The following is a 13,248-nucleotide window of genomic DNA, read 5'->3' as shown; positions in this document are numbered from 1 at the left end:
TGCTGACTCCATGATGAACAATGGAATGGACAATCAACCCCCACAACCCCACCCAGGCGGGCCCACCGGGGAAAACAGCCCTGAGAACCCGCCGGAAAACCCCCAGCCACCGAACGAGAACATCGCGGCGAATCCGGTAGTTCCCAGCAGTACCCATGGCGCACCCGCCAGCGGGCCCGTCCCTCCTGTGCCACCGGGCAACGTCCAGCCTGGCCCCATGGCCACGGCCAACGTCCCGCCTGGCGTCGCTCCACCAGCAGGCCCACCGGCGGCAACCAAACCGTCGGGTTGGAAGCTCCTGGCTGGGGCGTTGGTCATCGCATTGCTTGCCGGTGGCGTGGGCGGCGCGATTGGCTATTTCATGGCCGACCGCACCGAGGTCGTCGCCTCACCGTCGATGACCGTCAGCGACGACACCATCGCCGCGGTGGCGGCAGACGTCAGCCCTAGCGTGGTGGCCATAGTTTCCGGTTCCGGTGAGGGATCGGGTGTCATTTACTCCGATGAGGGCTACATCATCACCAATAACCACGTCGTGGCAGGGGCAGATTCCGTAACGGTCCGATTCTCCGATGGCCGCACCGATGAGGCGGTGGTGGTGGGGGCCGACCCCAGCCAGGACTTGGCGGTCATCCAAGTGGAGAACACCAGTGACCTGCAACCGATCAGGATCGGTGATTCCAGCGGCATCCAAGTGGGGGACCTGGTGCTCGCCATTGGCTCACCATTGGGCTTGGAAGGGACAGTGACCTCGGGAATCGTCTCGGCGTTGGACCGGGCGATCAGCGTCGGCGGCGATGCCCCGCAGGGGCCAGCAGGTGCCACGACGCTGGAAGGCCTCATCCAAACCGACGCGGCGATCAATATGGGCAACTCCGGAGGCGCGTTGGTCAACGGAAACGGGGAACTGGTCGGTGTCAACACCGCGATCGCCTCGACCGAACACGGCTCCATCGGACTGGGGTTCGCCATCCCCTCTGAGACGGCCGCCGATGTGGCCTCCCAAATCATCGAGACCGGTTCGGTCGAGCAGCCCTATATGGGAGTGGCGGTGGCCGACGTCGAAGACGGCGCGATGGTCTTGCGTGTGGACCCCGAGGGCCCCGCCGCGGAGGCCGGACTAGAGCCAGGAGACATCATCGTGGCCATTGACGGAGAAGACATCCTGCGCGGATCGGACGTGCGAACCTACGTCAGCGGTACCGAGCCAGGGCAGAGCGTGGAAGTGACATACGTGCGCGACGGAGACACTGGCACGCTGAGAATCGATATCGCCGCCCAGCAAGCCGGAAACTAGCTCACTATCGCCTTCCACCTGGAGGCCATACCCCACGCAAGTTGTGAAAACTTGGTGCCAACGCCACTATGCGACCCCAGTGGGGCGCGGCAACAGCCGTGCCCCACTGGCAACGTCGTCGGGTCAGTTAGCGCCTGGAAGCGGTCGCCGCTATAGCCTTGGGCTCACATTGCAACGCCTTGGGCGGGGTGCCAGTCGTCAACCATGCCGCGAGCCCCTTACGGTCCATCAGCGTGACGTTCAATTGTGAGGCCAAGGCCTTGTTTCGTCCCGCGTAACGCAACCAATGCAGGTCCGCGTTGGTGACCAGGACCGACATGTCCGCCTCCCAGCGCGGATTCGTTTCGGCTCCCAGCGCTTGGATATGACGAGCGCCCCGCTTCCGCATCGTGCCGTCGTCCTTTTTAGAGCGAACGACGACTCGCCGCCCATCGCACATAGTCAGGACGAACGAACAGCCCAGATCCGATCCCTTGTGGCCGAACTTCTTGATCTTGCGAGCTTCACATCGCTTCAACAGCTTCGTGACCATCTCGTCGAACACCGGCACCGACATTTGGTCGACATCATGCATGATTTCCTCGCGCGCGGCGAGGACCGCCCGATCCGGCGTCTCAGAGGGACGACGCAGCAGAACCCAGGCGGCGAGAAGAGTTGAGGCGACGACGGCCGCAGCGCTGGCAAACCAGATCCAGTTGGCGGCAACCCATCCGACGGCAAAGTAGAGGCCAACGAGAACACCAATGACAACGCCGAGACGTATCACAATAGACACACTTGCCTCCGGAGGTAGCTCTTGGAATCGTCGATTGTTGTTGTGGCGTATGAACTTTTACTACGCGTAGCCTTGGGGTTACCACATTTTCTCAAGTTTGGGGGCTCATGTCCAAGGTTCTGTCGACAACCTGACAATGTGCGTACTCACGTTGCATAGGCCACATGTTGATGCAAAAGGCGTATGAAACCGATGCGGACGATTTTGCCGCTGGTGTACGGGCCGAGGTCAGGGTATCCGATACTGGGCGGGTGATAAAACAACCCACTGGAACCTTGGTCCTGCTCGGTGCCCCCTTGGGCAACCCCGGTGACGCCTCGGCGCGCCTGGCCTCCCAACTGGCCACCGCCGACGTCATAGCGGCCGAAGACACGCGCCGGCTCAAGCGACTGTTGGCCGACCTGCACGTGGAGACGAACGCGCGCATCGTGTCGTACTTCGAGGGAAACGAGGCACGCCGCACCCCCGAACTGCTCGAACTGCTACGCGAAGGCACCCACTTGGTCCTCATTACTGACGGTGGCATGCCCTCGGTATCCGACCCTGGGTATCGCCTTGTACGCGCGGCCATTGACGCCCAGATAGCGGTGACCGCGGTGCCCGGTCCCAGCGCGGTAACGACCGCGCTGGCGTTGTCGGGCTTGCCGTGTGACCGATTCAGCTTCGAGGGGTTCGTGCCGCGTAAGGCTGGCGAACGGACCCGGCTGTTCACTGAGCTGGCCGAAGAACCGCGCACGATGGTCTTCTTCGAGTCTCCCCGTCGGATAATCTCCACTGTGGCGGATATGGGGAAGGCGTTCGGAGCTGACCGTCCGGTCGCACTGTGTCGGGAATTGACCAAGACCTATGAGGAAGTCCGGCGTGGAACTATCGGTGAAGTGCTCTCCGGGGTTGAGGCTCAACCGCCGCTAGGGGAGATCACCCTGGTCGTGGCTGGCTGGGAAGGCCCGGATGCCTCTGAGGCCACTAGTGAAAACCTGGCATTGGAGGTGGAACGCCTCGAAGCCGACGGAATGCCTCGCAAAGATGCGATGAAACTGGTGGCCAGTAAGTTCGGGCTGTCCCGCCGTGACGTGTACGGGGCCGTTTTGGCGCAAAAGTCGACCGACTCGCAGTTACCAGGGTGCGGTTGCGCCCTTCTCACCGCAGGAAAGGTAGGCCGCTGGTGTCGTGACCTTGGTAGAAACGCATCATGAGCTCGGCCAGCTCCCCGGTGCGTTGTAGATGCAGCAAGTGATTGGCCTCGGCGATGACTCTCAGCTGACCTTGGGTGCATGCTTGGGCGACTTCCCGCGCCCCCTCCGGTGGGGTGAGCCGGTCATGCTCTCCAACGACGACCAACGTCGGATGGGCGGGCGGTTGTGTGGTGTCGATGAGCTGTTCGCTCAGTAGCCGCTCGGTGTTGGCACGATACTTGGCAACGTCGGCGGGGCTGAGGTTCAAAAACTGGCGCTGCAAGAGACGCTGTACGGCCCGACCACGCACGATTGTGGCCCCTGGCGGACTGGCCATAAGTGAGGTGACGGCGGCTTCGGCGAATTCGGACCGGGGGCCGGATTCCAGCATCGTCAGCGACTTCTGCGACACCTCGCGCAGCGAAGAGGGTATAGACCCGGCAGTTCCAAGAAGCACGATCCGCTTGGCCAGAGTGGGATTGAGGCGAGCGAAGCGGTAGGCGATGGCCGAGCCATAAGAGCCGCCGAACACGTTGACCGCCTCAATGTCCAAGTCGCCTATGAGATGGGCAAGGGCCTCGGCGAGTAGGTCGACGCTACAGCCAACCGGTAGGTCATCGGCCGCGCCCCAGCCAGGCAGATCCACGCTGAGGACATCGGCGACACGCACCAGCTCTGCCTCCAGACGGCCCCATTCCTCTTTGCGTTGAAAGGCTCCGCCGATGAGCACGATGGGTGCTAGCTGGGGGCTGGCGCAGCGCAGGCGGCGGGAGAAATAGCGGTAACCTTGCCAATAGTGAGTCGCCACCGAGACCTCGCAGGTTGAGGCGGCCAGGGGCGCTGGTTCGATGACGGCACTGTGAACAGTCATGCGGATGAAAGTCCTCCTCGGAAATTGTGCGAAATGACATAATGTCACGATTTGGGCACGAATTTCCGCGACACGCGCCGGAGTGCGCGTGTCGTTTGGAGGCAAGGGTTAAACCAATGCTGGCCTACCTCGCTAGGCGAGGTAGAGCAGGACGGTGAGGGTGGTTGCGGCGGTGATGTCGCCGGTGTCGATGAGTCGGCGAACGTCTGTGAGGGGTATCCATTCGATGCGTTCGGACTCGAAATAGTCTCGAGGTTCGCCGATGAGCTCGGCTTGCTCGGCCCTGAATATGTGGTGTTCGGAGGTGATGAGGCCGGGTGAGGGCTGGGTGTAGGTCAGTGGGGTCAACGCTCCGGTGGGGCGCCAGCCGGTTTCTTCCTCGACTTCGCGCCGGGCGGCGGCCTCGGCGGATTCGCCAGGTTCAATGCCGCCGAGGGGGATTTCCCAGCCCCAGGTGTCGGTGATGAACCGATGCCGCCACAGCAGCAAGACTTTGTGGTCGACCACGACCACCGCGCCGACTCCGGGGCCGGTCTCGATGAGCCGGTGATCTAGGTGGCGGCCGTCGGGCAGCTCAACGTCAGCTGTGCGCAGGTGGACCCATTGGTCCTGGTATAAAGTTCGCTTGGAGTTGACCCGCCAGCGCACTACTCTCCCAACTCAGCTAGTTGGAAACCGGCCCGGTTCTGCTATCACGTCTAGATAAAGGCAACCTCTGGCCATCGTCCGCGAAGTAACCACGCGCCCATACTATCTAGCGCTTAAGGCTGCTCAAAAAGGTCGAGAACTCGGCGGGTGCCATATCGAAGACCGGAGAGACGTCGCCAAGCTTGCTGTCACGCAGCTGCATCACCACGCGGCCAGAGCGGACCTCAACGCACTGCTGACCTTGGGAATTGCTGCGGCTGGACTTACGCCAATTAGTCATACGAATCTACTTCTTCCTAGAGGTACTGCTGCCACCATTGAGCCTGTGAACATCCTACCGAAGTGCTCAACCTCCTTCTTTGCCGTCTCGAAGTGCCCAATCAGATGGCTTTCCAAGTAGATGACTTGCATGTCAGGTTCCTCGAACCCGAAGATGGTGTAGGAATCGTCGATTGACTGGTGCAGGCCAGCAGAGAACGGCAGGATGAAGATCCCGATTTGAGGAAGGTCGTCAAGCTCAAGCAGCCGCTCGACCTGCTCTTGGAAAAAGTCTTCGTGCTCGACCCGTGCCAGACACTCTTCGCTTAGAAGCACCGTCATATCGGGCGGGCCGTCTGGATGACCCAAGATGTCTCGTTGACGGTTGCGGCGTAGGTTGAGATTTTCGGCGATCTTTTCCTCAGGATGCGATGGATCGAGCGATAGCATCGCGCGCATGTATCCTTCGGACTGGAACAAACCGTAGATTACGTTCAGAGAGAATGCTCGGTGACTGGCGGCTTCCGCCTCCATCGACATCACAGGTTTGAACCAGTGCGGAACTGACTCCAACGAAGTGGACCACCCAGTCGCATCAAGGTTCCGACACTGCTTCGCCATCGCCTCTAGCTCCAGCGCCACCTCTTCGTCAGCTCCTAGTTTGGCGGCCATCCCTCTGACGACCATCGGGTTGGGCTTTTGAACTCTAAGATTCTCAATGTGGTTGATCGCGTCCTTGGGAACTCCCATGTTCGCGGCGGCCTCCCGCACTGTCCACCCTTTGTTTTCTCGAAGCCGCCGAATAGCCGATGCTATGCGCCACTGAGTAAATGAAGTTGGTCTGCTCATCTCGCCATTATGGCCTATGCCAAGTTCCAAGGGATACAAGGACATTCACCGATAAGTGTCGTGTTTCAGCGTTCGGATTTCTTGTCGCAAGAACCTGTCTCTATAGCACGACAGGATTCTGCGACAGCAACTTTCACTCTTCCCACCAGCCAAAACGTTACCTAGTCTTGACTTGCATCGCTCGCTACGAAGGGGACTCAGAATGCAAGAGCACACGATTGCCAAATCCGGAGCGCTTGAGTGGCTTTTCTTTCATGGCAAGCGGGAATGGGGTCGTTTTACCGATGATGTTCGCTCCTATGTGGTCACGTCTAATGATGCTCAGGAATCGAATACGTTGCATGTCTTTATCGACCACGCCGATGGCCGCCCGGAGATGGTCTGCACCATGACCGCACTGCGCAGCCACTCCGGCCCGGTCACCCACTGGTCTTGTGAATGGTTGCGTTTCAGCGAAATGTGGCGCGAATGGATCGAACGCGAAGCGCTCACCATCTGGCGGACCAACCCCGAAAGCCCCGCCAATTCGCGTTCTTCAGCCGCCAGCCCGATGGGCTAACAGACTCCCGGGCGTGCCGAGGCTTGAAGACCCCCCAGCCTCCGATACGCACGGGACCCGTCGGCGTCCGTCATTACCGAGGTTTTCTCGCTACCTGGTGGGGATTGACGGACGCCGACCCCACACTGGTCCTCACCAACTGCCAGGCTGACCCGGTGAGATACCAACGCCCGGGCGCGCCGGTCCCATACAGGACGCGCCCGGGCATATCTATGTCCAGACACGGAACCGCTTGCGTGGGGACTCTCAGTCCGGTCTCGTCGGCGGACCGTGGCGCTTCGGGCGCGACTAGACCTGCTCCCACTTGAACAACTTCACGCCTATTGCGGTAATGACGACTGTGAACAGCAGGAGCATCCCCACTTGCGGGCCGAGCGACAGGGGCGACTCACCCTGCACCATGACTTTTTGCAAGCCTTCGTTGAGATACCGCATGGGCGACAGCAGCGACAGTGTGGCCAGCCAGTCCGGCGACAGTGACAGCGGGAAGAACGCCCCGGAGGCGAACGCCATTGGCATGACGATGAGGTTGCTCAGACCGGCGGCTCCGGGTCCGGTTTCGGCAATCGACCCCACGACGACCCCGATGGCCAGGAACGAGATGTTCGCCAGAACCACCAGCGGTATCGACACCCACCACCACGTCGGCAGATGCAACCCGTAGAACACAGTCGCCATGATGAGGAAGATCGCCAGTTGCAGCAGCCCAATCATGAGGCTGACGCTGATGCGCGCCCCCATCACGGTCGTCACAGGAGCAGGCGAGAGCCGAAGCCGCCGCAGCAGCTTCGTGCGCTTCCAATCCACGATGGTGCCCGCCGCACCAAACACGCCGGAAATGGCGATGGCCCACGCCAACAGGCCAGGCGTCAGGAACTGCACGGGTGAGAGCGTTTCGTCCTCGACCGGGATGGTCTGCGGTGAGACCATCTCGATATCGGGCGCGGCGGCGGACAGCTGCGCGATGTTCGACGCGTTGACCAGCGCCTCCAAGCTGCCGATGGCCGCTTGGGCCGCGATCGGGTTGGCCTCGGAGTAATAGATGGTGAGGTCCTCGCCGGTCTGTTCCACGGCCGCGTGGGCGTCGCCGTCGGCTAGCAGCTCACGGGCCTGATCCAGCGAGTCCACCTGGGAGATGGAGAACTCGTCTTCGTCAGCCTGATCCAGCACCGACACGTCTCCGATGGCCAGCACACTGGGCGTGGATTCCTCTTGCCCCCCGTAGAAGCCGTTAAAGATGACCATGAACATCACCGGGAACAAGATGGTGAAGAAGAGCATCGATCGGTCGCGGGTGAATCCGCGCAACTGCGCCTTACAGAGGCTCAGGTAACTGCTCACTCGCGCCACTCCCGTCCGGTCAAAGCCAAGAACACGTCTTCGAGATTCGCTGTGTGCACCGAGAGATCCTCCAGGGCCTCCCAGTTCGCGAGCTGGGTTAGCACTCGCTTCGGGTCACGCGTTGAGATGATCTCGGCGCCGTTGCGCCCGCTCAACTCGTCACCGGCGTTTGCCAGCTGCTGGCGCTGTTCACCGGACAGCTGTCCGGCAGCGACGGTGATCCGGGTCGGCGCGTCAAGCGCGCGCGCCAGGCTCGCTGGGGAGTCAACGTCCAGGATGCGCCCGGAGTCCATGATGGCCACCCGGTCGCACAGCGCCTCGGCCTCCTCCATGTAGTGGGTGGTGAGCACGACGGTGCGCCCCTCGGCGTTGATGTCGCGCAGCACGTCCCACAGGTTGCGCCGCGCTTGCGGGTCCAGTGGGCCGCTCGGCTCGTCGAGAAACAACAACTCCGGATCGTGAACTAGCGCGCAGGCGATCGAGAGGCGTTGTGCCTGTCCACCGGAAAGCTTGCTGGTGAGAGTCTTCGCCTTGTCGGTTAGACCGACTCGCTCAAGGGTTGCCGCCGCCTGCTCGCCACCGACGCCATACAGCTCGGCGAAGGCGTTGATCTGTTCCCCGACTTTCAGGAACGGGAAGAACGAGCTGGCCTGCAACTGCACCCCGAACCGCCGCATCAGCTTCGGGTCATGCGGCCAGGGGGACTGACCGAGTACCTTCACGCCGCCGGAGTCGGGTGTCTGCAACCCCTCGATGATTTCGAGAGTGGTGGTCTTGCCCGCGCCGTTGGGCCCGAGAATGCCGAAGAATTCTCCCTCGGCGACGCTGAACGAGGCACCATCCACGGCCACTATGTCGCCTGCGCGTCGATCGGTGAACACCTTACGCAGGTCAGTGACCTCAATAGCCAAAGACATGCCAACACCGTAGCCGCCTGCCGCCCTGAGCCCAGCCGCGAGGGCCATGGCCGTGACTTCCATCTGGGGAGCAACTCGTCGGCGCAAGTGCTGCCTGGACGTGGGCATGGGCATGCCACAGTGGTGTCAGTAGCGCCCAGAAGGGAACCGGTGCCCTTGGGGTCCGGTACGTCGACGCGCGCCGCGCAGACGTGAAAACATGAGCGAAAACACACCCGTGTTGCATAAGTTCGAAAACCAGCCGCGAGGAGAACATCGTGTCAACAGCCCGCTATATCGCCGCTATTGACCAAGGCACCACGTCGAGCCGTTGCGTGATCGTCAATGACTCGGCCACCAAGGTGGGAAGTGCCCAAAAGGAATTCAAACAGCACTTTCCGCAGCCAGGCTGGGTGGAACACGACGCGAACGACATCTGGGAGACAACCTCGAATGTCGTCTTCGCCGCGCTCGACCAAGCGGGCTTGACGATCGCGGATCTAGCGGGCCTGGGAATCACCAATCAACGTGAAACGACGGTGGTGTGGGACCGAGAAACTGGCCAGCCGGTGCATCGAGCCATCGTATGGCAGGATCTGCGCACCGATGCCTTGGTCAAACGACTGGCTGAAGACGGCGGCGTGGACCGTTTTCGCGGCATCACTGGGCTGCCATTGTCGACGTACTTCTCCGGCCTGAAGCTGCGCTGGCTGTTTGACCACGACCCGGAACTGCAACAACGCGCCGAAGCCGGTGAGCTGTGCTTTGGCACGATCGACTCGTGGCTGATCTTCAAACTCACCGGTGAACACGCCACCGACGTCACCAATGCTTCGCGAACGATGTTGATGAACCTGCGAACCCTGGAATGGGATGCCGACATTCTGGAGACGCTCAATATCCCAGCGGCCATGCTGCCGCGTATCAGGCCCTCCTCGGGCCACTTCGGCACCGGAATCGGAGATTTCGAGGGGATCGAAGTGGCTGCGGCTCTGGGTGACCAACATGCGGCGCTGCTAGGGCAACGGTGTTTCCGCGCAGGCGATACCAAGAACACCTACGGCACCGGCTCGTTCCTGGTCATGAATACCGGCACCGAACTACATTCCTCCAAGCACGGACTACTGTCGACCGTGGCCTACCAAATCGAGGGCCAGCCGGCGCACTATGCGTTGGAAGGCTCGATCGCGCACACGGGAGCTCTTATCCAGTGGCTACGGGACGAGATCGGCCTTATTTCGCATGCCGCCGACACCGAAGAACTCGCCGCAGCTGTGGACGACACCGGTGGTGCATACATAGTGCCAGCGTTCTCTGGTCTGTTCGCCCCTCACTGGAAATCAGATGCTCGTGGGACCATCTGTGGCCTGACACGTTTTGTACGTCGCGAGCACCTGGTTCGGGCGGCCCTGGAAGCGGCCTGTTGGCAAACCCGGGACGTCATTGAGGCGATGACGGCCGACACGGGAACCGCCTTGGACGCGCTGTACGTCGACGGTGGCATGACGGTCAACGAGCTGTTCTTGCAATTGCAGGCCGACATCGCCGGAGTCCCGGTGGTTCGCCCGGCGAACCCGGAAACGACTGTGCTTGGTGCCGCCTATGCGGCTGGGATCGCAACTGGGGTGTGGGATTCGCTCGAAGCGCTCGAAGAGTTGGATATCGAGACCCAGACGTGGGAGCCCAAGTCCGACCGCGACGCTGACTACCCACAGTGGAAGAAAGCAGTTACGAAGTCGGATGGCTGGGTCGAGTAGGCGCACGTAACCTGCGGGAAGTCGCTGGGAGGCACGAATTGGCCATTACACAGTATTGTGAGATCGATACATTCTGTTAGTCCTCCACCCCCTCTGGAGAAATCGTGTGTCCTCCCGGCGACGACTACGTCATGGAGCCTGATGCGCTCAATCGCGCAGCCAGGCAACTGCTTGACCTTGGCAGCGAGCTGCGCGACCGCTTTCGGCCGGTGTCCTCTGCGGGCCATGACTTGGCCGACTCGGCGGATACCGGCGAGTTCACCGCCATCGCCCGGCTGGCGAGGGCGACTGACGACTGGCGGAGCCACCGAATACCGGCCTTGCGGCAGCATGTGAAACACGCAGGGCAGTTCTTGGCCGTCCATGCCCATCAGCAGGTGGAAGTCGACGAGTTCTCCGCCTCGATGTTTCGAAATCTGGACTCCCAGCTGTTCCCCGAATCCACTCCCAACGACCTCCCTGCACCGACCAATGATGAGTCGGTGCCCCTGGAGGCGATGTGAGCATCACCGCTCGGGGACTGCGCGATGCCGACTTCGCGCCGCTGGTTAAGGCTGCCGAGCGCTGGCTACGGCTCTCGCACCACCTAGACGAAATATCTGATGAGACCGACCACGTTCGGCGCAAGACTCTCGCTGAAGAAGTCTTCGCGGGGCAGACGGCTGATATCGCGCGCGACGGCCTCCGCGCGATCACCGACGACCTTGACCTCGCCGTAGAAGAGGCACGGGCGCTGGGGACGGCCGTTGAGGATACGGCCATGGGCTTGATTCAGTGTCAGCGCGACCTTACGGATCTGCTACTGGAGCTGCCGTACGAAGGGCTGCACGTCTCGCAAGGCGGCTCAGTCATCGCGATCGTCGAAGTCGATCGCGGGCAGTTGCCGGGCGGCAGGAACTACCACGAGGCCACCCGTTACTTCCAAGGCACGCTTGACAGTGTCCTGTCTCGTGCGAACGATCTCAACGGCGACCTTGAAGCGGCTATTGCGAAGTCGGTTGGTTCGCCCTCCGAATGGCGACCTGGGCCATACGGCACCCATGAGCGCAACATCGATCAGCTTTACGACCTTCTTGAAAACGGCGCGACCCCGCAAGAACTCAATGACTGGTGGCTGGAGCTTCCCGCCGCCGAGCGTGACGCCCTAGTGGAGTCGCATCCGCACCTAGTAGGGCCCACCGACGGATTCCCGGCCGAGGCGCGCGACACGGCGAACCGGATTCTGCTGGACGAAAAGATCGCCGAGTATGAGCGGAAGATCAAGGGCTTCGATGATGACCCGCCGTTCTTGGGACCGGTGGACGGTGCGTATGGACCGGAAGCGCGCGACCAGTTGCAGAAGACTCTCGATGACCTTCAACGGCTCAAGGGAAATATCGAAAATCGTGCTGGTAATGGGCCCGAAGGGGCGTTCGTAGCTGAGTACTTCTTGCTGGACTTCAGCACCGATGGCAATGGCCAAGCGGTGGTCGCTGTTGGCAACCCTGATGAGGCCGACAACACCGCCGTTTACGTTCCCGGCACTGGATCCACCTTGAGCGGGTTCGGCGGAACCTTGAGCCGCGCCGAAACGATGGCTGACGACGCTTTGGAATATGGTCCTGATGGCGATTCGACCGCCGTCGTTGCCTGGCTCGGCTACGATGCCCCGCAGAATGTGGCACTGCATTCGCCATGGGGGTCTTATGCTGAAGGCGCCGTTGATCCTTTGGCGCGTTTCATGGATGGCATCGATGCTTCCCACCAGAATTCAGATGGTGCGCGGACAACCTTGCTGGGCCACTCGTATGGTTCCACGGTAATCGGCGAAACCGCGGTCAACAGCGACCTCAATGTGGACCAGATCATCAATGTCGGCAGTCCAGGAACACGTGCAGACCACGCCGATGATCTCGGAATCGGGGCAGAGAACGTGTGGTCGACCCGGTCGCCTGCTGACATTATCAAAATTCCGGCTGATTGGGATCGCGTACACGGCCCAGATCCGGTGAGTGACGAGTTCGGTGGGCAGACTTTCACCAGCGACAATATGACCTGGCGTCCGGACGAGGCTCATAGCGCTTACTGGGATGAGGGAAACCCGTCCCGCAGGAATTTCGCATTCATCATTACCGGTCAAACTGGGATGATTTCGTGATGAAGGGGGCAAGACGAAACGTGGTCCCACGAATGAGGAAGCTGATAGCGGCATTCGCAATGGTGCCACTGGTGTTGGGAGGATGCATGAGCAGTGATGGGCGATCGGGGTTCGAGCCCCCGCCGGAACGAGAATTCGACCAGGTGATGGCGTATGGCCTGATGGAGGAAGAGGTTCGCAGCTGGGTTGAAACCATTGATGACTTCATTGGGTTCGAGACCCGCATTTACAGGACACAGGATTGCTATGGCCCGCAGATGCAAGAGACCGATTTTGTTCGTATCGAGATCAACTACCGGTTTAGTCGTGATGACTCGAAACTGCCGATAGTGCGTGAAGAATACCTTGAAGCGATCCGGGAACACTGGGATAAACAGGGTTACAACATCCACACTGAAGACATCAGAGGCGACGGCGAGTTCCACTCGTTGGAAGCTCGTCGCCCAGACGGCATTAACCTTTGGTATAGCGTCGCCAACATCTCCTCTCTCAAGGTCCAGTCCGGGTGCGTTCGCGGCAGTTTGGACATCGAAGAGCCGTATATCCCGCCCGCGGGTGGGGTGCCGCCCCAGAACGACCCCTTGCGTAACAACCCGCCCTATGAGCCCTCTGCCGAAGAGACTTCCGAGGAAGCCATCAACCCGTTCCGGGACTGAGCACTGCCCGTGAAGTGTCGGCTGCGAGG

General features: G+C 61.1%; 14 protein-coding genes. 7 read left to right on the top strand and 7 right to left on the bottom strand.

The features are described 5' to 3' along the window. Positions 1-10: 10 nt before the first annotated feature. On the top strand, positions 11-1,297 hold the full coding sequence (locus JQS30_RS11590) for a S1C family serine protease (protein ID WP_213170424.1): 1,287 nt from the start codon (positions 11-13) through the stop codon (positions 1,295-1,297). 127 nt (positions 1,298-1,424) lie between these two features. Here JQS30_RS11590 and JQS30_RS11585 read toward each other — a convergent pair whose 3' ends face one another. Next, positions 1,425-2,072 carry a restriction endonuclease gene (locus JQS30_RS11585; RefSeq protein ID WP_213170423.1) on the bottom strand — a complete coding sequence of 216 codons (648 nt, stop codon included), beginning with the start codon at positions 2,070-2,072 and terminating at the stop codon, positions 1,425-1,427. 164 nt (positions 2,073-2,236) lie between these two features. On the opposite strand from JQS30_RS11585, the gene rsmI reads away from it, so the two are divergent. After that, positions 2,237-3,268 carry a 16S rRNA (cytidine(1402)-2'-O)-methyltransferase gene (gene rsmI / locus JQS30_RS11580; protein WP_246497892.1) on the top strand — a complete coding sequence of 344 codons (1,032 nt, stop codon included), beginning with the start codon at positions 2,237-2,239 and terminating at the stop codon, positions 3,266-3,268. Here the strand turns inward: rsmI and JQS30_RS11575 are convergent. The 4 genes from JQS30_RS11575 to JQS30_RS11560 all read right to left on the bottom strand — a co-directional run bounded on the left by JQS30_RS11575 (position 3,213) and on the right by JQS30_RS11560 (position 5,873). Next, positions 3,213-4,118: an alpha/beta fold hydrolase gene (locus tag JQS30_RS11575; protein WP_213170422.1), complete on the bottom strand. Its 906-nt coding sequence runs from the start codon at positions 4,116-4,118 to the stop codon at positions 3,213-3,215. The two genes, rsmI and JQS30_RS11575, sit on opposite strands and share 56 nt — an antisense overlap. A gap of 132 nt (positions 4,119-4,250) precedes the next feature. Beyond that, the gene (locus JQS30_RS11570; protein WP_213170421.1) at positions 4,251-4,766 is read right to left on the bottom strand and encodes an NUDIX hydrolase; all 516 of its coding nucleotides are present in this window, start codon (positions 4,764-4,766) and stop codon (positions 4,251-4,253) included. Between the two features lie 106 nt (positions 4,767-4,872). Continuing rightward, positions 4,873-5,046: a DUF397 domain-containing protein gene (locus tag JQS30_RS11565; RefSeq protein WP_213170420.1), complete on the bottom strand. Its 174-nt coding sequence runs from the start codon at positions 5,044-5,046 to the stop codon at positions 4,873-4,875. Further along, positions 5,043-5,873, bottom strand: a complete 831-nt coding sequence (locus JQS30_RS11560) for a helix-turn-helix domain-containing protein (protein ID WP_281398811.1) — start codon at positions 5,871-5,873, stop codon at positions 5,043-5,045. Before JQS30_RS11560 ends, JQS30_RS11565 begins: the two co-directional genes overlap by 4 nt. Positions 5,874-6,075: 202 nt before the next feature. Between JQS30_RS11560 and JQS30_RS11555 the strand changes: the two genes are divergently transcribed. Further along, the gene (locus JQS30_RS11555) at positions 6,076-6,432 is read left to right on the top strand and encodes a hypothetical protein (RefSeq protein WP_213170418.1); all 357 of its coding nucleotides are present in this window, start codon (positions 6,076-6,078) and stop codon (positions 6,430-6,432) included. Positions 6,433-6,720: 288 nt separating this feature from the next. Here JQS30_RS11555 and JQS30_RS11550 read toward each other — a convergent pair whose 3' ends face one another. Next, positions 6,721-7,773, bottom strand: coding sequence for an ABC transporter permease (locus tag JQS30_RS11550; protein ID WP_213170417.1), 1,053 nt, complete (start codon positions 7,771-7,773; stop codon positions 6,721-6,723). After that, complete coding sequence (locus tag JQS30_RS11545) at positions 7,770-8,690, bottom strand: ABC transporter ATP-binding protein (RefSeq protein WP_213170416.1); 921 nt, start codon at positions 8,688-8,690, stop codon at positions 7,770-7,772. The genes JQS30_RS11550 and JQS30_RS11545 overlap by 4 nt, the downstream gene beginning before the upstream one ends. Positions 8,691-8,947: 257 nt before the next feature. On the opposite strand from JQS30_RS11545, the gene glpK reads away from it, so the two are divergent. From glpK to JQS30_RS11525, 4 genes are all read left to right on the top strand, one after another. Next, complete coding sequence (gene glpK / locus JQS30_RS11540) at positions 8,948-10,426, top strand: glycerol kinase GlpK (protein WP_213170415.1); 1,479 nt, start codon at positions 8,948-8,950, stop codon at positions 10,424-10,426. 104 nt (positions 10,427-10,530) lie between these two features. After that, the gene (locus JQS30_RS11535) at positions 10,531-10,929 is read left to right on the top strand and encodes a hypothetical protein (RefSeq protein WP_213170414.1); all 399 of its coding nucleotides are present in this window, start codon (positions 10,531-10,533) and stop codon (positions 10,927-10,929) included. Further along, entirely contained in the window at positions 10,926-12,563 is a 1,638-nt protein-coding gene (locus JQS30_RS11530) for an alpha/beta hydrolase (RefSeq protein ID WP_213170413.1), read from the top strand. Before JQS30_RS11535 ends, JQS30_RS11530 begins: the two co-directional genes overlap by 4 nt. Before the next feature lie 86 nt (positions 12,564-12,649). After that, positions 12,650-13,219: a hypothetical protein gene (locus JQS30_RS11525; protein WP_213170412.1), complete on the top strand. Its 570-nt coding sequence runs from the start codon at positions 12,650-12,652 to the stop codon at positions 13,217-13,219. Positions 13,220-13,248: the final 29 nt, after the last annotated feature.

The organism is Natronoglycomyces albus, assembly GCF_016925535.1.
GTDB classification, from domain to species: Bacteria; Actinomycetota; Actinomycetes; order Mycobacteriales; family Micromonosporaceae; genus Natronoglycomyces; species Natronoglycomyces albus.
This window is presented reverse-complemented; position numbering and strand designations above follow the sequence as displayed.

Excerpts from the sequence above, each read along its gene's own strand:
- JQS30_RS11590 (WP_213170424.1), top strand. The coding sequence starts at position 11 with ATGATGAACAATGGAATGGACAATCAACCCCCACAACCCCACCCAGGC.
- rsmI (WP_246497892.1), top strand. The coding sequence starts at position 2,237 with ATGTTGATGCAAAAGGCGTATGAAACCGATGCGGACGATTTTGCCGCT.
- JQS30_RS11575 (WP_213170422.1), bottom strand. The coding sequence starts at position 4,118 with ATGACTGTTCACAGTGCCGTCATCGAACCAGCGCCCCTGGCCGCCTCA.
- JQS30_RS11565 (WP_213170420.1), bottom strand. The coding sequence starts at position 5,046 with ATGACTAATTGGCGTAAGTCCAGCCGCAGCAATTCCCAAGGTCAGCAG.
- JQS30_RS11560 (WP_281398811.1), bottom strand. The coding sequence starts at position 5,873 with ATGAGCAGACCAACTTCATTTACTCAGTGGCGCATAGCATCGGCTATT.
- JQS30_RS11555 (WP_213170418.1), top strand. The coding sequence starts at position 6,076 with ATGCAAGAGCACACGATTGCCAAATCCGGAGCGCTTGAGTGGCTTTTC.
- JQS30_RS11545 (WP_213170416.1), bottom strand. The coding sequence starts at position 8,690 with ATGTCTTTGGCTATTGAGGTCACTGACCTGCGTAAGGTGTTCACCGAT.
- JQS30_RS11525 (WP_213170412.1), top strand. The coding sequence starts at position 12,650 with ATGAGCAGTGATGGGCGATCGGGGTTCGAGCCCCCGCCGGAACGAGAA.